At 54.8% G+C, this 24,281-nt stretch carries 24 protein-coding genes; 11 read left to right on the forward strand and 13 right to left on the reverse strand.

What is annotated here, in order from left to right; translation table 11 throughout:
• Positions 1 to 129: 129 nt before the first annotated feature.
• The 3 genes from BM031_RS16645 to BM031_RS16655 all read right to left on the reverse strand — a co-directional run bounded on the left by BM031_RS16645 (position 130) and on the right by BM031_RS16655 (position 4,075).
• Positions 130 to 1,947, reverse strand: a complete 1,818-nt coding sequence (locus BM031_RS16645; protein ID WP_091875693.1) for an ATP-binding protein — start codon at positions 1,945 to 1,947, stop codon at positions 130 to 132.
• Positions 1,944 to 3,251 carry a dsDNA nuclease domain-containing protein gene (locus BM031_RS16650; RefSeq protein WP_091875694.1) on the reverse strand — a complete coding sequence of 436 codons (1,308 nt, stop codon included), beginning with the start codon at positions 3,249 to 3,251 and terminating at the stop codon, positions 1,944 to 1,946. Before BM031_RS16650 ends, BM031_RS16645 begins: the two co-directional genes overlap by 4 nt.
• Before the next feature lie 530 nt (positions 3,252 to 3,781).
• Positions 3,782 to 4,075, reverse strand: coding sequence for a helix-turn-helix domain-containing protein (locus BM031_RS16655; RefSeq protein ID WP_218147615.1), 294 nt, complete (start codon positions 4,073 to 4,075; stop codon positions 3,782 to 3,784).
• A gap of 176 nt (positions 4,076 to 4,251) precedes the next feature.
• Here BM031_RS16655 and BM031_RS16660 point away from each other — a divergent pair, with 176 nt between their 5' ends.
• From BM031_RS16660 to BM031_RS16710, 11 genes are all read left to right on the forward strand, one after another.
• Positions 4,252 to 4,665 (forward strand): hypothetical protein, encoded by a 414-nt coding sequence (locus BM031_RS16660; protein WP_143084621.1) that lies wholly within the window; start codon positions 4,252 to 4,254, stop codon positions 4,663 to 4,665.
• A gap of 62 nt (positions 4,666 to 4,727) precedes the next feature.
• Positions 4,728 to 5,105 carry a hypothetical protein gene (locus BM031_RS25165; RefSeq protein WP_143084622.1) on the forward strand — a complete coding sequence of 126 codons (378 nt, stop codon included), beginning with the start codon at positions 4,728 to 4,730 and terminating at the stop codon, positions 5,103 to 5,105.
• A 663-nt stretch (positions 5,106 to 5,768) separates the two neighbouring features.
• Entirely contained in the window at positions 5,769 to 6,095 is a 327-nt protein-coding gene (locus tag BM031_RS16670) for an ArsR/SmtB family transcription factor (RefSeq protein ID WP_091875752.1), read from the forward strand.
• Between the two features lie 250 nt (positions 6,096 to 6,345).
• Positions 6,346 to 6,840 (forward strand): arsenate reductase ArsC, encoded by a 495-nt coding sequence (locus BM031_RS16675; RefSeq protein WP_091875698.1) that lies wholly within the window; start codon positions 6,346 to 6,348, stop codon positions 6,838 to 6,840.
• Positions 6,841 to 6,897: 57 nt separating this feature from the next.
• The gene (locus tag BM031_RS16680; RefSeq protein ID WP_091875699.1) at positions 6,898 to 8,178 is read left to right on the forward strand and encodes an arsenic transporter; all 1,281 of its coding nucleotides are present in this window, start codon (positions 6,898 to 6,900) and stop codon (positions 8,176 to 8,178) included.
• An 8-nt stretch (positions 8,179 to 8,186) separates the two neighbouring features.
• Positions 8,187 to 8,612 carry an arsenate reductase (glutaredoxin) gene (arsC, locus tag BM031_RS16685; protein ID WP_091875700.1) on the forward strand — a complete coding sequence of 142 codons (426 nt, stop codon included), beginning with the start codon at positions 8,187 to 8,189 and terminating at the stop codon, positions 8,610 to 8,612.
• A complete protein-coding gene (gene arsH, locus BM031_RS16690) occupies positions 8,605 to 9,321 on the forward strand; it encodes an arsenical resistance protein ArsH (RefSeq protein ID WP_091875701.1) in 717 nt (238 codons plus the stop codon). The genes arsC and arsH overlap by 8 nt, the downstream gene beginning before the upstream one ends.
• Before the next feature lie 271 nt (positions 9,322 to 9,592).
• A complete protein-coding gene (locus BM031_RS16695) occupies positions 9,593 to 9,871 on the forward strand; it encodes a metal/formaldehyde-sensitive transcriptional repressor (RefSeq protein ID WP_091875702.1) in 279 nt (92 codons plus the stop codon).
• 7 nt (positions 9,872 to 9,878) lie between these two features.
• Positions 9,879 to 10,055, forward strand: coding sequence for a DUF1289 domain-containing protein (locus BM031_RS16700; protein ID WP_091875703.1), 177 nt, complete (start codon positions 9,879 to 9,881; stop codon positions 10,053 to 10,055).
• Positions 10,056 to 10,075: 20 nt separating this feature from the next.
• The gene (dmeF, locus tag BM031_RS16705) at positions 10,076 to 11,053 is read left to right on the forward strand and encodes a CDF family Co(II)/Ni(II) efflux transporter DmeF (RefSeq protein ID WP_091875753.1); all 978 of its coding nucleotides are present in this window, start codon (positions 10,076 to 10,078) and stop codon (positions 11,051 to 11,053) included.
• Positions 11,054 to 11,239: 186 nt separating this feature from the next.
• Positions 11,240 to 11,533 (forward strand): H-NS histone family protein, encoded by a 294-nt coding sequence (locus BM031_RS16710; RefSeq protein ID WP_082493945.1) that lies wholly within the window; start codon positions 11,240 to 11,242, stop codon positions 11,531 to 11,533.
• Between the two features lie 58 nt (positions 11,534 to 11,591).
• On the opposite strand, the gene BM031_RS16715 is transcribed toward BM031_RS16710, so the two are convergent.
• The 10 genes from BM031_RS16715 to BM031_RS26035 all read right to left on the reverse strand — a co-directional run bounded on the left by BM031_RS16715 (position 11,592) and on the right by BM031_RS26035 (position 21,449).
• Positions 11,592 to 12,986: a hypothetical protein gene (locus BM031_RS16715; RefSeq protein WP_091875704.1), complete on the reverse strand. Its 1,395-nt coding sequence runs from the start codon at positions 12,984 to 12,986 to the stop codon at positions 11,592 to 11,594.
• A 7-nt stretch (positions 12,987 to 12,993) separates the two neighbouring features.
• Positions 12,994 to 15,414 carry a heavy metal translocating P-type ATPase gene (locus tag BM031_RS16720; protein ID WP_267873323.1) on the reverse strand — a complete coding sequence of 807 codons (2,421 nt, stop codon included), beginning with the start codon at positions 15,412 to 15,414 and terminating at the stop codon, positions 12,994 to 12,996.
• Between the two features lie 189 nt (positions 15,415 to 15,603).
• Positions 15,604 to 16,503, reverse strand: coding sequence for a CopD family protein (locus BM031_RS16725; RefSeq protein WP_091875705.1), 900 nt, complete (start codon positions 16,501 to 16,503; stop codon positions 15,604 to 15,606).
• On the reverse strand, positions 16,504 to 16,872 hold the full coding sequence (copC, locus tag BM031_RS16730) for a copper homeostasis periplasmic binding protein CopC (protein WP_091875706.1): 369 nt from the start codon (positions 16,870 to 16,872) through the stop codon (positions 16,504 to 16,506). It lies immediately after the preceding gene.
• A 23-nt stretch (positions 16,873 to 16,895) separates the two neighbouring features.
• Entirely contained in the window at positions 16,896 to 17,324 is a 429-nt protein-coding gene (locus BM031_RS16735; RefSeq protein WP_027867468.1) for a YybH family protein, read from the reverse strand.
• A gap of 88 nt (positions 17,325 to 17,412) precedes the next feature.
• Complete coding sequence (locus BM031_RS16740; protein WP_084416539.1) at positions 17,413 to 18,027, reverse strand: DUF305 domain-containing protein; 615 nt, start codon at positions 18,025 to 18,027, stop codon at positions 17,413 to 17,415.
• Between the two features lie 94 nt (positions 18,028 to 18,121).
• Entirely contained in the window at positions 18,122 to 18,475 is a 354-nt protein-coding gene (locus tag BM031_RS16745; RefSeq protein ID WP_091875708.1) for a copper-binding protein, read from the reverse strand.
• A gap of 97 nt (positions 18,476 to 18,572) precedes the next feature.
• Positions 18,573 to 19,964 (reverse strand): multicopper oxidase family protein, encoded by a 1,392-nt coding sequence (locus BM031_RS16750; RefSeq protein ID WP_091875709.1) that lies wholly within the window; start codon positions 19,962 to 19,964, stop codon positions 18,573 to 18,575.
• A gap of 14 nt (positions 19,965 to 19,978) precedes the next feature.
• Positions 19,979 to 21,280, reverse strand: coding sequence for a TolC family protein (locus tag BM031_RS16755; protein WP_229408952.1), 1,302 nt, complete (start codon positions 21,278 to 21,280; stop codon positions 19,979 to 19,981).
• 28 nt (positions 21,281 to 21,308) lie between these two features.
• Positions 21,309 to 21,449 carry a hypothetical protein gene (locus tag BM031_RS26035; protein WP_229408953.1) on the reverse strand — a complete coding sequence of 47 codons (141 nt, stop codon included), beginning with the start codon at positions 21,447 to 21,449 and terminating at the stop codon, positions 21,309 to 21,311.
• Positions 21,450 to 24,281 lie beyond the last annotated feature (2,832 nt).

Genomic DNA, 24,281 nt, shown 5'->3' on the forward strand with positions numbered 1-24,281 from the left:
TTTCTGTATTCCGGCCGCTTGGTAGCAGTTACACGGCCGCCATTCAGGTACCAGCGTCCACGGACGTGGGCCAAGGTAGAGGTGTGCTGAGGGATGGGGGCATTGGACCATCCCATTCCAAAGGATTTCTTACTCCTCGTCCTCATCCTCGTCAGCGTCGACAGCGTCGTCCACGTTTCCGTTTTCCGCCGGTTCGCTCTCTGCAGCTATCTCGGCAGCCCGTTCGCGGTCGGCCGCGATAGACTCACGCATTGCTTCCACAAAGGGTGCTAACTGTTGAACGCCGGCTCGGTACTCATCCTTGCGCAAGAAATTCCGCTTCTCTGTGAAGGTTTGAACGGAACAATCCTGCGGTGGGGTCCAATCAACGGGCACCGATTCATTCGCGATGAAGATTTGCTCGGCTACAGCATGGTTGTAGACCGCGCTGAGGAGCCGGCCCGTATTGGGGTCGTCTAAGCCTTGTTGACGAGGCGTGTCGACAATGAAGGGAAATTGCGGCCCGCTGCCATATTTCGCGTTGGTCTCCAGCATTGCCATGTGCATAGCCAGGTAGACGCGTGGGCCCGAGCTACCGGCGCCCATCGCTGGCCGGGCTCCAATTTTGACAGAAGCAATTTCCGCTTTGTCGATGCCGAGACGGTCAGCACACGATTTTACTGCGGCCTTGTAAAAGGCTCGTACTTCTTTCACCCGCTCAGCATCCGTCAACGCATCTAGTTCGGCCTGGAGCTCGCTTCGGCTTTCATCAAGTTCATCGATAGACTCAGACAGTTGCTGGCGTGTCTGCCCATATGCATCTTCAATAGTGGCCAGGCTTTTTGCGGCGACGATTTCGGCAATACCACCCTGCCCCGGCCGTCTTTCAATCGAAACGCGCAGCGCTTCCATTTGTTTGGTGACACTGGCGAGCATGCCCCGCAAGCCTTCTTCGCGCTTACTCAACTTGTCCAGCTGGGTACGTACGCTCAGAAACAGTTGATGGGCATCGTTTGCATCTGAAGCAAGTTCCACTTTAGCGCGGAAGGACAGGCCGTGCGTTTGACCGCATGTTGGGCAGTTTAACTGCTCGTCATCGCGATACTTGGACAGGTACGCCAAGTCTTCAACCAAGTCATTCTCTGCCCGGGCCGCAAGCTGCAGTTGGCCAGTCAGTTCCTGCCGTTCCTGAGCGATTGCGAACAAATCGTTGCGGACTTGGTTTTCGTCATCAACCAAGGCCTCAACCTGACTAGCGACCTGCTGCAACTCTCTGGCGAACGCGCTTTCATCAATCGCGGCATCGGACGCAGGTAGCATCGCTTTGACGTGCTGGTACGCGCTCGCCTGCACCTTCGCTTGCAGTCGCAGTTCGCGCAGCTTGAAGACCAGTTCGTCCCGCGTGAGTTGAGCATCAAAGTACCGCTGCGGTCGCAGGCCTAGGAAGGACTCAAAGACGACCGGCTCCCATCGAGCAAACTGGGACAATCGGAGAAAGTTCCCCCATTTTCGCCCCCAGCCACCTTCTTGGTCGATGTAGAACGGCAGCAGGGCGTACTCAGGCCCTGCCAACGCGAACGCGCCTTCCTGATGGCGCTGCAACTTCAGCGGGAACTCGAACGTGTCAGCAAAAAATTTCGCCCATGTTTGTGCGCTTTCGGTCGCCAGCAGAAGCTTTCCTTCAGCGTTAAAGGCCGCACGCTGGTCGCGCCCCATTCGCACAAATGTGAACCACTTCTGCCCGATACTAAGGACTACGCTGGCTGCGATGTTGACATCCCAATTCCCGGCAATGCGTGTTGACGGCTCGCCGCCGAGCGCCCAAACAAGGTGCTTTAGGATGCGTGACTTACCTGTTTCATTCGTTCCCGCCAGGAGGTTCTTGCGCGGATTGAACTTCAGGATTCGGGCGCTCTCGTCCCTTTCGGATACTAGCCAAAGTTCGTGATAGGTGACGGTTTGCCTCATTGCGAGTCCTCAGGTTGCGGACTAGCCGGAACAGATGGTAGTTGTTTTGTGGGATTTGCATTTTGGGTAATCATGGACATTAGACAGTAAATGTACTCGCGGCTGTAAGGGCGAGCTTCGCTTAACTGCAGCTGCTGAAAGTCCTCGAACCAAGCGGAGAAGATATCGGTCACTCGAGGTAGCGAGTCGTACTCAGACCTCGCTTCGTATAGCGCTTTTAGGTGCGCGGTTACGACCGGCACCGGACCAGCACGGTTCGTGATTTCCATACATGCCCGCACGACTTGTCTCTTCATGTTTTTCACCAGCGTAAACGGCGCCGTTTCGATGTTCAACCGCTCTATTATTTCTTCTACGAGTTCGCGCGCGGACACCGTTTCTTCGTCGGCCGCCGCTAGATAGCGGTCAATGTCGCTTCGCGTGACCGCGCGGCCCAACAACTCGGAATAGTTCTTAGCGTGTCGAGTGCTGCCGGCTCTGAGGTTCACATAAGAAGCAATTATTAGTACCGCGAGAATGGTAGCCGAACCGCTAAGGTTCAGTTCTGACTCCAGCTGCATCTCTGCGAGCTCACCAGCCAGGTACTTGTGTGGTTCATTGACTGGGCAATCGCTAACCACGAGTGCAAAATCAGAGAAGTCGATTGCCTCGGCTGGGTCGAGGCCTAACTGCTCACGCAGTCTGGCCTCAATGGCCTGTCGAACTGAGAGGTCGGCAGTAGCTAACTCAACACTACTCTGCAGCGAGCTGGCTCCCGTATCATCCGGCATCTCGAATTGAGCGTCGGACGAGAATTCGAGGCGCGACTTCCCAAGCGTCTGGAAACGACGTCGGTGGGCATAGAGCTTGGCAAGGATTGACTGTTTTGGCTTCTTAAGCGGCTTTGACTTCGCAGCCTTCCCAGTGGTGACTGGTTCAGAGATTAGCTTCGTCACCGTCGCGCCAGGTTCGGCGGCGTCAGATGCATCTGCCGCTGGCGGCGCATCCTCGTCCTTGCCTTTAGGCGATGCTATAAGGTGATTGAGTTTCCAATGGGTCGACGCCTCATGCTTCTTGAGCTGCACGAAGCGGACGCCGGTCGGTGCCACGGACGAATCCAAAACAGCGACATCCTGCTGCCACTCAAGCACGACTGCGTAATCGTTGCCGGTGCGGTGCGCCCGGAGCGCTTCCATAACTGCATGCCAAACCTGAAAACTAAACCCTCGGATGGCGTGCCGGCCGCCGATTTCATCTCCTTTGAAGTCTCGGAATAGGTCCGAAGCGACTTGTTGGAGAGGAGCTTCAGTTGGCGCCGTAGTCATGTATTCGATAGTGTCGATATTAAGGTTTGCGACGGTCAGGAATCCGCAATCGCATTGCGGCTAGTTCTTAACAGACCGGCAGATTCCCTAAAGAAGATGTTGTCATTTATAAATCATTGTGCCACAAGCGGGTAATTATTAGTAGCCTGAAGGGTGCTACATCTGCCGGCGAAGTCAATGACCGCCAGCAATGCCCTATCCAGACCGCTGTAGAACCAGGAACAGTTGAGCTGCTTTACTGACAACCAAGAAGCGCTGGAGCTGCCTGCTTGCCTGCAACAATGGTGGAACTTTGGACGGAGTCTATCGTTAGCGCAATCTATAGGGGATAAGTGCTCAGCGGCGTGGTACCCCCAGCAGTGCGTTAGCAATTACGGAGACGGAGCTAAGGCTCAGGTAAGTGCAGCGACTAGAGGCCAGAACAGCTAGCTAGGCAGAATGCAGCACTCCGGCGGTCGGTGGCACGCTCTCGGTCTGCGTATCCCATCGGCCAGTCAACCCTGAATGCAATTTCCACATGAACAGGCGGGCTAACCGGCGATTCGGTTGCGACGGGGGCCTTTAGGTAAGACCTCGGGCAGGTCCGCGTCTTCCGCAACTGGCCTGAAGAGCACGGAAACATCTAATTTTAACGCCTTTGCCAAGCGCTCAATGTTGTCAATTGAGCAGTTCCTAACCTCCCGTTCCACATCGCTAACAAAGGTCCTGCTGAAGCCTGCAAGTGCCGCCAGTTGCTCCTGTGAGATACCTTGACGGACTCGACAAGCCCGAAGGTTACGGGCAAAACGGGTCCGCAAAGGCATTTTGCTGTTAATTTTTGACATTTACTTAGCATCCGGTACTGCACGGCATACGTCTACAATCTGAGACATGACACTCTTTGCAATTCCACTGTTTGGTATTACACTGTTTGCGTGACGTATCTCGCGTCTTGCTTGTCAGCTCACCTCGCCGACCCGCTCTCTTTTTAACTGCTATTTCTATAGCACTGGTATCCATCATGCCACTCCAAAACTCGGCTTCGCAAACGTTAGCCACGACGCAGCACTGGATGCGCCTGATTCAGCGAGTAGAAAACAGTGAATTGCTTCCTCACCGGCTACCCGTCGAAACCTTGATTTTTCTTGCAAAAGTGTTGGCAATGTACAAAAGCGACGCGCTCTACGCTGGTGAGATGAAAGGCGTGCGCGAACTGATGTACTGCTGGATTCAACGCTTGCTCATTGCGCAGGGGCTGGTGCGCTTGCAGACGTTTCGGACGCATTGGAAAATTTTGCTTCCGCAACTGACAGACGAACTCGAGCACTGGATACGCCAGGAGCTGCTATCTCGACAAATTGGCTACCCTCTGACCCACGCCAACATAAAAGTATTGTTCCTCGAAGCGTTTACCGGCATCGAGCATGCCGCGTAAGCGGCGTTCATACGCTCTGTCTAAGCCACGTGCCGGCGTTGGGTTTTATTTCATTCCCTGTCATGACCATGCCTAAGACGCCTAACTTTGCCGAGGTTCCGACCGACTATCCTCACCGTATGGCGTATGGTGCGGTCTCCGGATATCAGCCGAAATTGCTGTTGACCTCTTCGCCAGACGGGAAGTTCTACAGCCCAGGCAACGCGCCGGAAGAACGTTGTCACGACTGGCAGTACAGTGCAACGCTCGTCTCTGCAATGGTCAACAAGTGCCTCGAATCGAAAGCAGGAAAGCGCTCGCACCTTTCTGAAACCGAAATCATCTCGCAGTACTACCAACGCGCCGTTGCCGCCGGCGGCCGGTACGGGACCGAAGAGCAACTCAAGTGGACATTCACGAAAGTAGCCGAGGCGTTAGCCTGGCCCCTCCCGGAGCTTTGACCGCGCTTTAAAACCGTGCTGACGGAGGCGGCTCAGCCTTAAAAGGGCCTCACTACTTTTAGACTTTCATGGAAAAATTGCTTCGATATATCGAGACACCAGCTGGGCGCGAACGAATCGTTAAGGTCATCAGTACATTTACCTTGGTGGGCGGAACCATAGTGAGCATTGTTTTGTTTACAGCCTTGTTTCTTCGTCATTTTTGGGATGCTCGGTAACCTTCGAGATGGTTGATTATGTTTTCCAGGATTCCATTACGCTTACCGTTGGAGGGCTGGCACTGTGGCTCTGTGGATTCGGCGCTCAATCTCAGCGGCTGTGGACTCCATTGTGCTATCAGGTCTAGCGGTGCTGAACAGACTCGTGATGGTCTGATTCATCAAGCTCCTTCAGGAAAACGCAAGGCCACCTCTTGACGATATTCATGACGGAGCGCTGACACGTCCGCGAACAGTTTTTGATGACCGACGGCGCCGCTTCAGCCTAGCCGAGGCAAGAAATGGTCTCCTAGTCCACACCTGGGTGACCAAGTTACGACTTGATTGCCATTTCCGAGTCCAGTACTGTCACAGCTTTGTAACAATACTTCGATATTGTTTGAAGTATCGTATCGATATCGGTACAATGATTCAACAACTATTGAAGTGTTTTAAGGGGGTGACCATGGATACGCCGCAAGCATTGCTAGCCTTATCCGCACTAGCACAAGAAAGCCGCTTAGCAGTCTTTCGCTTGTTAATCCAGTGCGGCCCTGAGGGTCTGGCAGCAACAAAAATAGCGGAACACCTCGATATCGCGCCGTCGTCGCTTTCATTCCATCTGAAGGAACTAAGCCATAGCGGGCTAGTCACGTCGCGTCAACATGGGCGCTTCATCATCTACTCCGCCGACACCAAGGCCATAAGCGACCTGGTGGGTTTCCTGACTAAGAACTGCTGTGCCGGCATTCCCTGTGATACGTCGAGCCTGGCCGTCAGCACTCAGTGTTAAGAAATTAAGCAACCAGCGTCGAAGATGAATGAGAGAATTTACAACGTCCTTTTCGTCCGTAGTGGCAATTCTGCTCGCAGGACTCTGCGGCTTCTAGCGGGGACGAAGACCTGCGACGAGTGGCCTTTCACAAAGTAATGGCTCGTGTAAGCATCTTTCTAAGCCTTCCTATCCACATGCTGGAGAAGAACGGTATCCAGCGTGAAGTCGATGCTTCGACGAACAGCCTATCTAACTCTAGGATTTTCAAATGACCGTTAACGTACTTTTTTTGTGCACTGGTAACTCCTGCCGCTCTGTCCTGAGCGAGGCCACGTTCAACCATCTCGCCCCCGAGGACCTAAGCGCCATAAGCGCAGGCAGTCAACCTGCTGGACAGTTACATCCGCGTGCAGTCGCGCTATTGCACCGTAAAGGAATCTCCACTGAAGGCTACTTCAGCAAGTCGTGGGATGGCCTTCCGGTGACGCCAGACATTGTCGTCACCGTCTGCAGTAGCGCAGCCGGAGAGACCTGTCCAGCTTACCTCGGGCCAGTCGTACGCACTCACTGGGGTGTCGAGGACCCGAGCCATGTGGTCGGAACTGAAGAGGAAATCGAGACTGCCTTTGAGGAGACCTACGCCATTATTCGCGCGCGCATCGAAGCGTTTCTAGCCTTGCCTCTGGACGAACTTATGCGCGATAAGGCAAAACTGAAAGCGGCTCTCGACCCAATCGGCGAGATTACTGCTCAATCTCACTAAGCGGCTGTACATCAGGCCGCGTCCAGCGTAGGTCTTGCATATCAACAAGGAAGATTTGTGCTCATCGCATCTTTAATTTTTTTCGCAACCCTAGTCCTCGTCATCTGGCAGCCACGTGGGCTCGGAATCGGATGGAGTGCGTCTGCTGGCGCGGTGGCCGCCCTTCTTGCCGGCGTCATTGGCGTCAACGATATTCCTGTCGTGTGGAATATCGTGTGGAACGCGACCGGCACGTTTGTAGCTGTCATCATTATCAGCCTGCTGCTAGATAAGGCTGGCTTCTTCGAATGGGCAGCGCTTCATGTCGCAAGATGGGGCGGAGGCAGTGGTAAACGTTTGTTCGTGCTACTTGTCCTCCTAGGAGCCGCAGTGGCTGCACTGTTCGCTAATGATGGTGCAGCACTCATCCTCACACCTATCGTCATTGCAATGCTTCGCGAGCTACGATTCTCTGCGAAAGCGACGTTAGCGTACGTGATGGCAGCCGGCTTCATCGCCGATACAGCAAGCTTGCCCTTGGTAGTGTCCAACCTGGTCAACATCGTCTCTGCCGACTATTTCGATATTAGTTTCGCTCGGTATGCCGCCGTTATGGCACCTGTAAACATTGTCTCTGTCCTGGCTACGTTACTTGCTCTTCTGCTCTGTTTTGGCCGTGACATACCGGCATCGTATGATTTCCATCAGCTGAAGCGTCCGGAGGAAGCAATTCATGACCGAGCGACCTTTATTACTGGCTGGTGGGTTCTGGTGCTCCTCCTTGTAGGCTTTTTTTGGCTCGGGAGCCTCGGTGTACCCATCAGTGCAGTAGCGGCAGTTGGGGCGCTACTTCTCTTCATTGTGGCTGCAAAAGGTCACAAGATTGCGACCCGCCAGGTGCTTGCTGACGCGCCATGGCAGGTCGTTATTTTCTCGCTTGGGATGTACCTCGTTGTCTACGGCTTGCGCAACGCCGGCCTGACCGACTACCTTACCTCGGTTCTTAACCAATTCGCAGCTTACGGTATCTGGGGAGCCACGCTGGGCACAGGATTTCTAACGGCCCTTCTGTCGTCCATCATGAACAACATGCCCACCGTTTTGATAGGAGCCCTGTCTATTGACGCGTCTTCTGCGCAGGGTGCCGTACGTGAGGCGATGGTCTATGCCAACGTTATCGGCAGCGACCTAGGACCCAAAATCACGCCAATTGGCAGCCTGGCAACGCTGCTTTGGTTGCATGTCCTGTCGAGTAAGGACATCAAAATCTCGTGGGGATATTACTTCCGCGTCGGGGCTGCCCTGACGCTCCCGATTCTTCTCGTCACCCTGTCAGCCCTCGCAATTCGCTTGAGCTAGGAGAGCCCATGACCGTCACCATTTATCACAACCCAGCTTGCGGGACATCTCGCAACACCTTGGGTCTCATCCGCAACGCTGGCATTGAGCCAGCCGTCATCGAGTATCTGAAGACGCCTCCGGACCGCGCGACCTTAACCGGTCTGATTAAGGATGCAGGCTTAAGCGTTCGGGACGCGATTCGTCAGAAGGGGACGCCGTACCTGGAACTCGGCCTCGACAAGACGGACGTCGGGGATGACGAGCTCATCGGCGCGATGTTGGCACACCCTATTCTTATCAATCGTCCGTTTGTAGTGACACCGGTCGGCGTGAGACTTTGCCGTCCTTCTGAAGTAGTGCTGGACATCTTAGACGCGCCTCAACAAGGACCGTTTTCCAAGGAAGACGGCGAGGTTGTCATTGATGAAAAAGGGAATCGTATCAATGGATAAAATTCCGGAATTACCTAACATTAGCCCCGGCCAATTGGACGTCCCAAGCGTGAGCAAGTTGGAGCCAGTCGGCGAGCTAGCCCATCCGCCTCGAATTTTGATGCTCTATGGTTCCCTCCGGGAACGCTCGTTCAGTCGATTTCTTACCTACGAGGCTGCGCGAATTCTCGAGCATTTTGGCGCCGACGTGAGAATTTTCGACCCAACCGAACTTCCGATGGTCGGAAGCGTTCCAGAGACGCATCCCAAGGTAGTGGAGTTGCGAGGCCTTTTCCTGTGGTCAGAGGGCCAGGTTTGGTGTAGCCCCGAGCGTCATGGCACCGTTACCTCTGTGATGAAGAACCAAATCGACTGGGTTCCGCTAGAACAAGGGGCGTTGCGGCCCAGCCAAGGTCGCACGCTTGCAGTCATGCAGGTTTGCGGTGGGTCTCAGTCCTTCAACGTGGTCAATACGCTCAGACTGCTCGGACGGTGGATGCGAATGTTCACAATCCCTAACCAATCTTCTGTACCGATGGCTTATAAGGAGTTTGATGAAGAAGGACGTATGCGTCCCTCGAGCTACTACGACCGTGTTGTCGACGTGATGGAAGAGCTGTTCAAAATTACGCTGCTCATGCGTGGTCGAGTTGACTATCTCACTGACCGGTATAGCGAGCGAAGCGAAAGGGCGATTCAAGCCATCGACCGCCAAATTGAAAAAATCTGAGTGACGCGCATGTCAGTTAAGTCGACCTCCACGAAAAATGTAAATTTGGCCGGCTAGCTTCATCACGGCGACTATCCGGCCGTTGGGTTCGGTCGCGCCTTTCGCTTTTCGAACTCGCGAGAAGCACCAGCCTCGCGTCCGTTCCCAACTATAAGCCTCAATACCGACAAGACCCAGGCTAGCAAAGCTGTTAGCCTGCATGCCCCAAGCACAGCAGACCCGCCCACATACCCTACCCCCCTATGCTATGATTGAGCTCATAGGAGGAACAATGGCCCATACCAGCCGCCAAAAAGAAAAACTAATCAATAGGGTTCGCCGCATACGTGGCCAACTCGAAGCCGTGGAGCGAGCGCTGGAAACCGAGACCAGCTGCTCTGACGTTCTGCATCTCTTGGCAGGCGCTCGAGGTGCCATGAACGGGCTGATGGCCGAGGTCATCGAAGACCATATCCGTGAGCATGTAGCGAGCCCAGCTATTCAAAGTGATGAGGAGCGCACTAAGGGCATCGATGAACTGGTCGACGTCATCCGGTCATACCTGAAGTAGGTGAGCAATGGCTGTCAAATCACCATGCATCGAGCAATGTAAGTTCGATGGCCGTACCGGCTTCTGCACCGGATGCCTGCGGACCCAACCCGAAGCACGAGAGTGGAAAAGAATGACTGACCACAAACGTCATCAAATTTTCAACGAGCGCGCGCGGCGCGAAAGGAAGCTGACGGGGAAATGACCTGTCAGCATACAAGCACTATGAAAATCACACAGCAGCACGACGACCTTTCCCCTTGGGTACATGAGCACTCCTTCGATGCGGGTAGCCAGGCCGGCGAGCGCGGAACGCGATTGGTCATGTGGATTACTGCAGTGATGATGGTTGTCGAAATCTTCGCTGGCTGGTGGCTGAACTCAATGGCTCTGCTCGCCGACGGTTGGCACATGAGCTCACACGCGCTCGCAATTGGACTAAGCGCGTTTGCCTACTCAGCAGCACGAAAGTATGCCAAGGACCCCCGCTTCGCGTTCGGCACCTGGAAGATTGAAATCCTCGCGGGCTACACAAGCGCAGTGTCTCTCATTGGCATTGCCGCCTTAATGGCGGTCAGCTCAGTCGAGCGAATTTTCTCGCCGGCGCCTATCCACTATCGCGACGCAATCATCATTGCCGTCATCGGACTCGTCGTGAACGTGGTGTGTGCTTTCATCTTGGGAGATGCTCATCACCATCATGGAGAGCATGAACATCATCATGGACACGAGCATCATTACGCGCACGAGGAAGGCGGGCAACACCATCATGACCTCAATCTGAAGGCAGCCTACATGCATGTCGTGGCTGACGCCGCAACGTCAGTACTCGCGATTGCAGCTCTTGCTGGCGGCTGGATGTTTGGCTGGGCCTGGCTAGACCCGGCAATGGGTATCGTTGGCGCCGTACTGGTCGCAATTTGGGCCAAGAACCTTATTGTTCAGACCGGTAAGGTACTGCTGGACCGTGAAATGGACGCTCCTGTAGTGGAGGAAATCCGTGAGGTCGTCGAGTCCGGCACACACCAGGGCGATACCAGGATTGTTGACCTTCATGTATGGAGAGTTGGCCGGCAAAGTTATTCTTGCGCGTTAAGCCTGGTCACGCGGGACGCGACGCTCACAGCGGAGAAAGTTCGCGCCCAGCTTTCGGTACATGAGGAGATTGTTCACTCGACGATTGAGTTGAACTATCGTGCCTAACGTTTAGCAGGCATCGGAACTAGCTAGGCCGGATGGAATCGCACACCATTATCAAAGACGAGCGTCTTGCCGTCACTGGGCGTAACCATACTCGAGAACTGCGCGCATCAGAAGACCCATGTGTTTGCTTGACTCAAGCGTTGGCGTGATAGATTGCTGACTTCTTCATATCACTAAAGATTAGTTATGCCAACCTATCAGGAATATCAGGAACAAATTGCAAAGTTGCAGATTCTTGCCGAGCAAGCACGCCAAGATGAGCTTAATGATGCCCGCCGAAAAGTTCGTGAGCTCATGGATGCGCACAAGCTATCGCCATCCGACTTTGCTGAGCCAAACAAGAAGGCAAAGCAGTCAGAGAAAAAAGGCACGGTTCAGGCTAAGTATCGCGACCCGGACTCCGGAGCAACTTGGACGGGCCGCGGCCGGGCACCACGTTGGCTCAACGGTCGAGACAAAGAAAAATTCCTCATCAAATAATAGGTACTTGCGTCCTGATAAAGCGAGATGGTTGTCGGTTTAACGGCGGTACACTCAGTCATTTGCAGTCATTTGCGCAGCAGCTCCTGCTGCCTGCTGCATCACTGATGGCCTTCAGCTCCGCAGTCACTTCTTCATCGCCCAGGCTGTACACGGGTGCGAATCCGCCCCCTGGAGTCCTGAAGTTCGTGGTCTGGCCCTGATAGACACGCGCGGCTGTCCACTGGACTCGGCTGTTGTACACGTAGCTGCGCAAGTCGAACTTCAAAGTCTCGGGACTGTCAGCCGTACCGGAAACCCGAACGCCTGGAGCGACAACTCGCTGAGCGATGTATTCGCCCGACAAGATTTCCTGCCAAACCCGCTTGGTTACCTTATCGCCCCGGTAGGCCGCTCTCCCTCCGTATCCAGCGACAGGCTTGAAGAACAGATTGCGTCGCTCGTTCCACAATCGTTCTGCATTATTGGTCGTGACGCTCTCGGTGAAAGGCACGTTGGCAACCAAGATGTCGATAGTAGCCTGGGGTACCCCAAGTGCTGCGAGTGCCGTGGCATCACTCAATATCGTGAGATTTCGCTTGTTTGCGTAGATAGCGTGAGCGCGCGGGTGCGGAGTCAGTACAACCGCATCCTCGCAGTACGCGTCATGTAGAGCGCGCGACTCAGGCGCCTCAAGCATGAAGTCGGTGAGCCGGTTGTAAACCAAGTCAATCTGAAGCTCACCGAACCACAGCGCACCGTCTCTGAAAAAAAGTTCTCCCGGGTCTGCTATGACGGCATTGATGTCGTGCGTGGCGAAGAGGCGTTGAAACAGAAGGAATTCTGGGTAGAGGTATTGTTGCTGAGGCTGAATATCGACAATCGCAATGGTTCGCAGAGGCGCTGTTTGCCGTGCAGAAGCCCATTCTGACTGGAACATCTGAATTATCTCGTTCTCAAACTTAGCGCCGGAAAGGACAGCTTGTGCCAGCTGCGTATCGTCCAGACAGCAGGTTCGATGCGCCCTTGCCATGGCAACGTTGAGCATCGCGCCTCCAGCGTTTGTGTTTATTTCGATGAGGCCGAGGTTCGCGCCGTCCGGATGGAAGTCGTATCCGAAAAACACTCCTCGTGCGCCGATGGCCCCTCGCTTGGCAATGTCGGGCGCATCGACCAGTACAAGCTCCTGGTATGCGGGCAGCTCAATGACAGACTCAAGGGCCCCCACTACCTCCTCGATTCTGTCCGCCTGGGTACTGGAAATGAAAACGGGCCGTGCCGAGAAAAGGTACGGGCATCGTTCCTCTATAAGTTCAAATAGCTTATCGTCGTGCACCTCGCAGGACAGCGCCGACTTCAAGGCAGACTTATCCAAGCTGCTGCAAAAGCAGGAACTGTTGAGCTGCTCTGCTGGCAACCTGGTCGAGTCATGGTTGCTTGCCGGGTTGCCAGTAACGATGTCAGAATTTCGCATACAGTCTCTATCCTTGGTGCGAGCTTATGGCTCGGGTGTTCGGCGGCGCTGTGCGTCCTCGAAGACGCAGTGCATTGGTGATTACTGAGACCGAGCTAAGACTCATGGCGAGAGCGGCAATCATGGGCGACAGCAGCTGTCCAGTGAAGGGATAGAGCACCCCAGCTGCCAGTGGAACTCCGAGCGCGTTGTAGACAAAGGCAAAGCCGAGGTTTTGCCACATGTTTCGCACTGCCTGTACAGAGATGGAGCGAGCCACTGCAATGCCGCGTAGGTCTCCCTTCACGAGGGTGATGTGGGCACTGTTGATAGCCACATCCGTCCCCGTACCCATGGCTACACCGACATTTGCTTTGGCGAGCGCCGGCGCATCATTGATGCCGTCGCCAGCCATTGCGACAACCCGCCCCGCCTTCTGCAACTTATCTACCAAAGCTAGCTTGTCTTGAGGCTTTACTTCGCCATGGAACTCGTCTATCCCGAGTTTTGCGGCAACCGAGCGCGCCGTCGTGATTCCATCGCCAGTAGCCATCACGACAGTAATCCCATCGTTACGAAGACTTGTCAGTGCCTCCATCGTTGTTGCCTTGATAGGGTCGGATACCGCCAGGATTCCCACGAGCGTGCCGCCCTCGGCCAAATACATTACGCTGGCGCCCTCGGCTCTTAAACTCTCGGCATGTCCTGTGAGGCCGGCCCAAGCTACGCCCAAAGACTCCATCAGTGCCGTATTTCCGAGAGCAACACGTTTTCCGTCTACGACACCTGTCACCCCGATACCACTTGCAGACTCAAAGGACTCAGGCTTCGAGAGCGAAATCCCTCTGCTCTTCGCCTCAGCTACGATAGCGTGGGCTAGCGGATGTTCGCTGCCTTGGTCGAGGCTGGCGGCAAGCTGCAGGACGTACTCATCGTCATTTCCTGGGGCTGCGACAACGGTGTTAAACGTCGGCTTCCCTTCCGTTAGCGTTCCCGTCTTGTCTACAATGAGGGTATCCACTTTTCGAAGGTCTTCGATAGCCGCAGCATCGCGGAAGAGAACTCCCTGCGTTGCCGCACGGCCGGTCGCAGCCATGATGGACATCGGGGTGGCCAAGCCGAGCGCGCATGGGCAGGCAATAATGAGCACTGCTACCGCATTGACGAATCCAAAAACCCAGCTTGGTTCGGGACCAAACAGCCCCCAGACCACAAAGGTCAAAACCGCGATTGCGGCCACGACGACAACGAAATATCCAGCTACCGAGTCAGCCAGGCGCTGCATTGGTGCGCGTGAACGCTGAGCCTGCGAAACCATCTGGACAATCTGCGACAGCATCGTTTCTGACCCGACCTTCTCCGCGGTCATAACAAGGCTTCCGCTTGTGTTGATAGTTGCGCCTATCAGCCGGTCGCCAGGTCTTTTCGTTACGGGCACGGGTTCGCCTGTCAGCATCGACTCGTCAACCGCGCTCTCCCCTTCCAACACGACTCCGTCTACCGGCACCTTCTCGCCTGGACGAACCCTAAGGGAATCCCCAACGTGCACATGAGTGAGTGGTACATCTTTCTCGCTTCCGTCCGAAGCGATTCGCCTTGCAGTCTTGGGAGCCAAGCCCAGCAATGATTTGATGGCAGCAGACGTCTGCGAGCGCGCGCGCAGTTCGAGGATTTGGCCGAGCAGCGTCAGCGAAACGATTACTGCCGCCGCCTCGAAGTACACACCAATGCGACCGTGGCTCGCGAAACTAATTGGGAAAGCGCTTGGCGCCAAAGTAGCAACGACGCTGTAGCCATACGCAGCCATGACCCCTGAGCCAATGAGCGTCCACATATTCGGGCTCATGCGTATGAGGGATTGGAACCATCGCACAAAGAATGGCCAGCCTGCCCAGAGAACGACCGGTGTGCTTAGCGCTAACTCAATCCAGTTCTGTCCCGCTACGCCTGCCGGGAAAAGCATATGGCCGAACATTGCCAGTGCAAAGACAACTGCTGTCAGTGGTAGCGTCCACCAGAAGCGCCGGCGAAAGTCGACCAGCTCTGGATTTTCTTCATCTTCCAACGACGGGAGCTCAGGCTCTAACGCCATACCGCAAATCGGGCAATTTCCCGGCGCAGGCTGTCGAATCTCAGGATGCATCGGACAGATAAAAATTGTCCCTGCCGGTGCTTCCTGTAGGCGCACCTCGGCTGAGTTATCTGGGGCTAAATAGCTCTCTGGAGCGGCCCTGAACTTAACCATGCATTTTGCGCTGCAGAAGTGATATACCTCGCCCTTAAACGAAATCTCGCGCTCAGGGTTAGAACCAACTTTCATGCCACACACTGGGTCAGTGAACGGCTTCGGGTCTGCCGGTTGGTCGGGAAGGCGCGTGGATTCTTCGCCGTGCGAATGATGATGGCCGTGTCCCGCCATACGGTCGTGTGTAGCTTTACTCTCAGCCATGGTCGCCTCTCAATGTTCGTGATGTCGTCCGAAGCTGCAGCACTACTTACAAAATGTGCGGCAGAGTTGCGTATCTACGCGTGAAAGCTCATTCACAGTTCACTTTAGGCCTTCCAATAATAGGAAGGTCAAGCACGTTTACGCTGCCGGATATCGCAGAAATTTGCGGTATCCGGACAGTTAACACACTCACATGGCAGCTGGCGGCTGTTGCGCAGTCAGAACAGCCGCTGCAAACAACACAGCAAGTAAGACAATGCTTTCTACCTTTAGCGCAAACTTCACGCGCGCGATACCTTGCGCTGAGTTCCGCGCAAGGGCTAGTCCGAAAAATTTGTTGTACCCGCCCAGTAGCAACGCCACTGCAACTAGAGCGACCTTTACCAAAAGCGCCGTCGTGTAGAGGGTGCCGCCAAGAAGGTTGTCTACGGTGCCAACCCTGTGCCATGAGTTAAATAATCCCGTGGCAAAAATCGCGATGACTGCAACAGTGGCCGCTACCGACATCGCCTCGAGATATCCACCCATCCGATTCGAATCGTCTTGGAGCGCGTCGGCTCCCATCGCCTTCCAAGCTGAGACAAACACCAGGCCGGTCCATGCTCCCATAGCAGTTAGATGAACAACCTCAGCTGCAAAAGGAATAGTCCAGTAACCGTTCTCTCCTGCGTGGCCCATCGATGCGCGTACAAACGCAAAGACGCCTAATGCCGCAAGCACTGCCCACTCACGCCATGCGGCCGTTGAACGATAGGCGCGAATCGCGAGTGCGAGCGCTAGAGCACCAAGCGAAATATAGCCAGCTCGTCCAATACTCGTCATGGTCAACATCTGCCACACGAGGTCCTTAGCTTCGGCCAGGCTTACACCACCCATGACTGCAGCGGAAGCCCATAGGCCCGCGCAGCCTGCCAACACTCCTAGTGCTCCAGCAAAGATGTCAGCTGAACCTAACAGGTGTTCGGTGTCCGTTTTCGAGGCGCCCACAGCGGACATCCAGCGGCGCGCCAACCATGAACCTACAAGCCAAGCAAACGCAACGTTCAAGAAAATGGCTGACCCAACCTGCAGACCCAGGACACTATCCATTTATTTCACCGAGAATGAGAAGGTTCCCGTACGGCGGTGACCATCGTTGCCGGCGACGGCCCACTTAACGGTGTAAGTGCCGGTGGACAGTCCCTTGGTTTGGAGGCGCACGATTTTCGGGTTACCGACGTCGACCTTGGCCTTGTCGGTTGCGATGACCTTACCGTCCGTATAAGTCAACGTCACGGTGCTAAACGCCTGCTCGACCTTTTCGTTGAAGGTCAGGGTGATTTCGGCAGGAGCTGTCTCTAAGACCGCCCCTGGCGTCGGGTTCGAGGTACTGAGTTTCGCGTGCGCCATGACAAATGGGGCCGCAATGGTGGCTGCTGTAAAAACGCAGGCTGCTACGATTTTTTGAAGGGTTTTCATATTGCCTCTATGTAGGTGATTGGTTACTTGGCTTTACGGGAAGACCAGTGAACGTGCGTGATGACCCACTTGTCACCCTGCTTTTCCAATACGGCAGTCTCGGTGCCAAACGAGTGAACATCGGTCCCTTTGAACTTGCCTTTTGTTTCCGTTTCACGTGTGACGATGGCGATATTTCCCTCAACTCTTTCGTTCTGTCGCACGACCGTTTGACTTGTGGCCTTGGCAAACGCGATGTCGCCAGGAAGATGGTGACCAGCGTACTCATCGCGGGAGCGCTCGACGTAACCGGACTCGAAAATGTTGATGGTTGGGGAGAGGAAAACGGTTGCTGCGTCAGCCTTTCCGGCGGACAGTGCCGCATGAAACGCAGTTAACGTTTCAAGCGGCGTTGCTGCGAATGCCTGAAGCGATGCGGCCGAGATAGCAATGGCAAACAGTGTTTTACGCATAGATTTATAGGTTGGTAGTTGTAGGGGACGACCCGACAAGCTATTCATCGCTGACAGGCTTGTCGGCTCTTCGCTCAGCTGCAGCGTCTTATTTCTTCGCCGAAGATTTCTTCATTTCTGCCATGTGTGCCACTTCTTTCTTCTGCATCTCGACGAGCTTGTTTGCGAACTCTTTAACTTCGGCGTGCTCGAGCTTTGGTGCCGCGGTCTGCGCCATCTTGATTGCGCCTTTGTGGTGCTGACTCATCATGTCCACAAACATGCGGTCAAACTGCTCGCCCTTCGCCGACGTTAGCTTGTCGCCTGTCATTCCCTTCATCGACTCGGACATGCCTGGCATCTTCATGTTTACTGCATCTGGTTTGCCGGCATACCACTGCTCTTTCCAACCCTTGAGCTGCGCAATCTCTTTCTCCTGCTCGGCCATCATCTTCTTGGCCATACCCTTGAGGTGTTCGCTGGCAGAACGAGTTTCGACCAGGCTGGCCATGTGCATAGCCATCTGATGGTGCATCGCCATGGTGTCCAGGAACTGCAGTTCATACGGCGCCTTAGCCGCGTTCGGCGAGCTCTTGTGCATCGACTGCATGTTTGTCATGTCATGCCCAGCGGCACCGTGTGCGCCGCTTTGATGCTGAGGTGCCGCGTTAGCAGACAGCGCAATCACGGCGATTGCGGCTAGTGCGATTTTCGAGATTTTCATATTTACTCCTTGGTTGGTTGCAAAAGTACTCATCCGATTACATACACCTAGCGCCGATGCTGATTCAGACACAGACGCCTCCTACCTCCCTTACTTATTTTTGAAGCACCAACTGGGTCACCACCAAGCGCCCATCAAGCCTTTCAGCGACGAACTTAATCTTGTCGCCGGCCTTGAGCGTATCGAGTGCTGAAACGTCCTTTACACCGAATACCATGGTCATGCCGGACATACCAAGGTTCTCTAGTGGACCGTGTTTGATAGTCAAACGCCCGGTATCTTTATCGACTTTCTTGACTTCGCCTTCCGACAGTGCCAGTTCTTGACCTGCGACTGCCGCGGGTGCGGGAGCGTGATTTTCACGGTCGTGAGACTGCGCCATCGCATTATTGAAAGCGAGGAGAGCAACTATGGCGGCGACATTAGCAATGATTTTTGCGATTTTCATTCGATATCTCTTCTTTAATTTAGGTTTAGCAGCCCCATTTCGAACTGCCAGTTACAACGCTATTCACTGCGCTCAAACTCAGCCACTTCGCTCGAGGTCAATGCCCAGAATGGCCCGATGGCTTACGGACGTTAAATTCCACATTCTGAGCAGGCTTACCTGCAGGCATAGACTGCCCGCCGGCTGAGGTGTTCCTGGTGGCTTCCGGCGGGGCACCATTCCATTCATACGCCAGAGTTCCAGCAGGGTGCTTGTACCAACCCGGGTCGCTGTAATCGCCGCGCTTCTGTTCCTTACGAACCTTCATCACGGTGAACATCCCGCCCATCTCAACCCCACCGAATGGCCCTTGTCCACCCATCATCGGCAAAGTGTTCTCTGGCAGTGGCATTTCCATCTCACCCATCGCTCCACCTGTCGAGCCCATGGCCATGTAGTCCGGAATAATTGAGCTAATCTTCTTCGCGACGTCGCTCTGAGATACGCCAATCATGTTGGGAACGTCATGTCCCATTGCATTCATGGTGTGGTGAGATTTATGGCAGTGGAATGCCCAGTCGCCTAGGTCACTTGCGACAAACTCGATAGCGCGCATCTGACCCACGCCGACGTCGACAGTCACTTCTGGCCAACGCGATTCCGGTCGAGTCCAGCCGCCGTCCGTGCCAGTTACTTCGAATTCGTGGCCGTGCAGGTGAATCGGGTGATTGGTCATCGTCAAGTTGCCAAAACGAATGCGTACGCGCTCGCCCTGGCGCGCGACCATTGAATCAATTCCTGGAAACACTCGGCTGTTAAACGTAAATAAATTGAAGTTCAACATCGTCGATGTCTTTGGCACAAAGCTACCAGGCTCGATGTCATAGCTACCGAGGAGGAATACGTAGTCGCGGTCGACTTTCATGAAGTTGGGATTCTTCGGGTGGGTCACCCAGAACCCCATCATTCCCATGGCCATCTGGACCATTTCGTCCGCATGCGGGTGATACATGAAGGTGCCCGGGCGCTTTGCCTCAAATTCATAGACCATCGTCTTACCGGGCTGGATAGGTTTTTGCGTTAGGCCAGCTACGCCATCCATGCCGTTGGGCAAACGCTGACCGTGCCAGTGCACACTGGTATGCTCCGGGAGCCTATTCGTCACAAAAATCCGAACACGGTCGCCTTCAACAACTTCAATGGTTGGCCCCGGTGAAGCACCGTTGTAACCCCAGAGATTCGCTTTCATGCCCGGCGCAAATTCACGTACGACGGGCTCAGCAACCAAGTGAAATTCCTTAACCCCGTTGTTCATACGCCAAGGGAGCGACCAACCGTTGAGCGTCACCACTGGGTTGTATGGACGCCCATTCGGTGGTGGCGGTGGCACCTGTGTTGAAGCACTCTGCATGATTACTGCTTCTGGGAGGGATGCTGCGCCAACGCGGCTAACTACCCCGGCCCCGACCAAGGCTGCTGCACCGGTGAATAAATCTCTACGTGAAACCATTTCAACTCTCCCAATTAATGTTGTGCTGCTGGCGCAGAACTTGAACTTGCCGTCACTGCTTGCGAAACAGCCCCGCCGCCGCCATTGATAGCTGCTTGCATGTCGGTCTCTGCAATCCAAAAATCGCGCTGCGCTTCAATGGCGCCGTTCACGCTCATCACCTGGTCGCGCGCATCGGCCAGAAGCTCGAACACGCTGGCAAGCATGCCGTTGTAACGAAGAAGGACTTCGTCCGAAATTTGCTTTCTTAAAGGGACGACTTCATCGCGGTAGTGCTTGGCGACGTCGTAAGTAGTCCGGTACGCCGAATACGCTTCGCGCACTTCCGAGCGCGCTCTAATGGCAGTGTCAGCGGTACGGTTAAGAGACATCATGTAGGTAGCCTTGGCACGAGCCCGTCGTGCCCCGCCCCAGTCAAAAATGGGCAACTCCAGTGATATGTCGTAGCCATTTTCGCGAGGTGCGCCCGTTGTACTTTTATTGGCATATCCAGCGTCAAGGACATTGATGAAGCCCGTCGCGTTGGTCAGGCCCAACGACCGAGCAGTAGCGTCGACATCTCGTTTGGCAAACTGGATGTCGAGCCTCTGCTCCATCGCCATTGCCTCAAGCGCACCAGGCTCATTCGGCTTTTGCGGCAGGTCCGGCAAGCGGTCAGGAATTTTGAAGTTGATGTTCGAACCCCAGAGGCCGAGTAACCGCACCAGTTGTTCACGTGCAGCCGTCGCAGCATGGCGGGTACGGGCGTACTGCGTCGTTGCTTCGGCATAAAACGCCTGCTGGCGTGCCCTGTCCAGTTTGCTAGAGTTACCAACCTTCGCCTGCTCTTGCGCCAGTTGAGCTCCAGCCTCGGCTGAAATTACTACTTGGCTCATGAATTTCTCTGCCTGAGCAGCCGCTACAGCGTTGAAGTAAGCCCGGCGAGTTTCGCTAGCTAAGCGGACGGCTTCTGACGCTGCAACCAGCTTCGCTTGTTCAAACCGACCGCGTTCGATAGTGCTTCGAACTGGAAGAGTCAGGAGGCCAATCAAATCGAACATGACGCTACGTCCGATTTCAGTAGTGTCGACGCCCCGCATCTTGCTAAACGAGAAACCAGGGTTACGCAGCCGGCCGGCTTGAACGAAGTCGGCTTCCGATACGCCCAGCTCCGCCAGTGACGCCTGGAAGCCGCGATTGTTGAGCAGGGCAATCTGTACAGCGCTGTCCGGTGTCAGCGGCGACGACAACAACTTCGAGACTTCAGTAGTGCTAGTCTGCGCATCTTTGTCGTTGCGCTCTGCCGAGACTCCGAAGCCGGTCCGCGGTTTCGTCAACTTTGAGACGTCAGTTGCTCCGCCGTCGCTAGATAGCGTCGAGCACCCGGCCAAAACTGATATCGCTAGAAGGAGGCCAGAAGTCTTCAAAGCAGGTGTGATATTCAGAGGCCTCATTTCCTGGTTCCTTTTTCTTGAGGTTGCTGATGCTGCCCATGCGCAGCGTCATTCATTGCTCCACTCGCAGGTGCTGCGCTAGCCGCATTGGCTGGCTTCTTCGGCTGGCCCATCTGGTGCCCAGCATGCGAGCCGGGCTTTGGAGCTGGTGCCATCTGATGACCCGCATGCGGGTCGGGCTTTGGAGCTGGTGCCATCTGATGACCTGCGTGTGGGTCTGGCTTTGGAGTTGGCGCCATTTGATGACCGGTATGCACTGCAGCGGCAGGTTGGCCATTAGACGTCGCTGGAGAGGCTGTTGGAGCTGGCATTTGATGACCGGCATGGGACGCCTGGCCAGCGGGTGCAGCTGGTGTTGCGCGGCTCGGGCTAGCGCTTGGATTTGCACCTTGGGCCGGCATCGTGTGCCCAGCGTGGCCGCTAGCATCTTGCGGCGCCGGAGATTCGGCCCCATGAGCTTCCCCATGCATGCCCTCGCTTGCAACTGTAGCGTTAGCCTCTCGCCAAACTTTGTCAGGTGAGACGTTACTTTCCCTCACTGGGGTGTATGTCGACAAAACCGAGGTGTACGACGTTTGCGGAACTTGGGCAGCTGGGTCAGCGACCTTAAGAGAAACTGGAGGCTCGCTCGCAAAGGACACGAGCGAAGTTACGGCTGCCGCGGTAGCGGCAACAAAACGCTTTGAAAACATAGTTTTCCCAAAATCGAAAGTAGGCGCGCAGTAGTATTGCGCGACAAAAGCACAACGAAATACGAGCGAGTACGCGCGTCGTTGCTACCGAAAACGATTAAACGGCGAAGGGCCGGGGGGGACGTTCGAGACTGTCGGGGATGAATCCGCCGACAAATGTAGAGCCGAAGGTCTCATAGACCTCAGCGTTACTGAAGGAAGGTTTGAAGGTCAACAGCTGAGGGGGAGCGAAGGCCCCAACAGAGCAAGCAGCACAAGCACTGCACGACCCATGCTTGATGCTTGTGGACGTCTCGCTGCTCTGTTTGCTAGACGACGCCATCTCTGGGCAATGGTCATCCTGGCCGGACGGTTGGTCCATGCCTGCACCGTCAGAAATATCTGATACGTTACCGTGGTCCATTGCGCTGGCGACCATGCTCATACTCTGATGACTTGAACCGCACGCCCGCAGCACATTCGCTGCGAATGCCTGGAAAGGCATCACGGCGATTAGCAGCCATAGTACGTAGGTTTTCAGGGTTCGATTCATTGGTCGAAAGTGTAGCACGAGCTCTTTCACCGTCAGGGTGACACAAATCCAAGATACACCTTCCCACAACAGGAAGGTCAAGCGAAATCGCGCTGAACTTAACAAATAGTTGCGTCTGCCGCGCCCCGGCTCCGTGGCATTGTCAGATTTACAAAAAAGAGGCAATATCAATACGCTACGAAAATAGATGATTTTGCGCTACCACAACATTACGGTATTTACATGATGACCCTCATCCGACTCTGGTTTTCCCTGCTTCTGCTTGTATCGACGCAAGCTGGTGCTCAAGAGTCACAAGTCAGCCAGAACCTTCGCTCATGCGAGGCCGGGTATTCAAGCTGCGACATATCTTTATTGAACGCGTCTCAACTTGAACGGGTTCGTCAATCAACCCTCGCACGAAACTTCCGTTCTTGCGACAGTGGATACTCAAGCTGTGACTTGGCTCTGCTGACTGAACCTCAGCGAACACAGGTTCACAGCTCTGCCTTGGTAAGGAACTTTCGCAGCTGCGATAGCGGTTACAGCAGCTGTGACGAATCCTTACTAACGACAGCACAGCAGGCACAAGTCCTCAAATCCCAGCACAGCCGAAACTTTCGGAGCTGCGATAACGGATATTCATCCTGCGACCTAACATTGCTCACACAGCAGCAGCATGACAAAGTTAAACTCTCAGCCCTGGCTCGAAATTTCGCCAACTGCGATAGGGGGTACTCAGGGTGCGATACGGCGCTTTTGACTGCAGCACAGCGCGCACAAGTCGATGCGTCAGGTCGTACCCGCAATTTCCACAGCTGCAACAGCGGATACTCTGGATGCGATGCGAGCATCCTCACTGACGTCCAACGTACGCCCGTCACGGAATCCGCATCACGCCGAAATGCGTACAACTGCCAGAAGGGGTACAGCAGCTGTATCCATACAGTCAGGACTTCGGAGTCACTATCGTCTGCGCCAGGACGTAGTTCAAGCTCGCCCCACGCCCGCACTCGCGACACCTACATTACAGATGGCCAACAGGCTTCTTTTGAAACGGCGAAGAGCGCGCCAACTAAACCTAAGGCGCCAACTGCCCTGGGCCCTGACGCAGTCGAAACAGTCGTGTTACCAGTCGCAGCCGGGCCGTCTTGCGCTGAGAATGGGTCCTGCTATGGCGACATCAGCTCAGCAACACTAAGGCCCAAGACGACACACGTTAGCGGGTACACACGTCGTGATGGAACGTACGTTCGCGGACACTACCGTAGCAAGTAATTGTAAACACGCGGCAGGCCTTGATACTGTCTGTTTACTTCTTATAGAAGTTACATCCCGGGCAAAGATGCCCCCTGCTTGCTAACGACAGCAAGCTCGCATCTCTGCCCGGCGGTGCGTGAATCGCCCGGGCATACCGGTTCGCGCAAATGCGCCGGTACTCCAGCCAGACTTCAAGCGAATTTGCTCGCTCCTACCTCACCTCTAGCTGCTGCCCAGTGTGCGCCCATGGTATCCCGCTTGACGCTCTTGTTCCTCGTCGACCGCGGGGTTTCGAGCCCTCTCCTCCGACGAAGTGGTATACGCAATGGTTTTATTCTTTTCTGTTCATCCGCTTGCTACCTTTCTGGGAAGAACATGCATCGCAACTGTCTTCCCACGGTAAAACACCTGACAGATGCGC

Source organism: Massilia yuzhufengensis (assembly GCF_900112225.1).
GTDB classification, from domain to species: domain Bacteria; phylum Pseudomonadota; class Gammaproteobacteria; order Burkholderiales; family Burkholderiaceae_D; genus Telluria; species Telluria yuzhufengensis.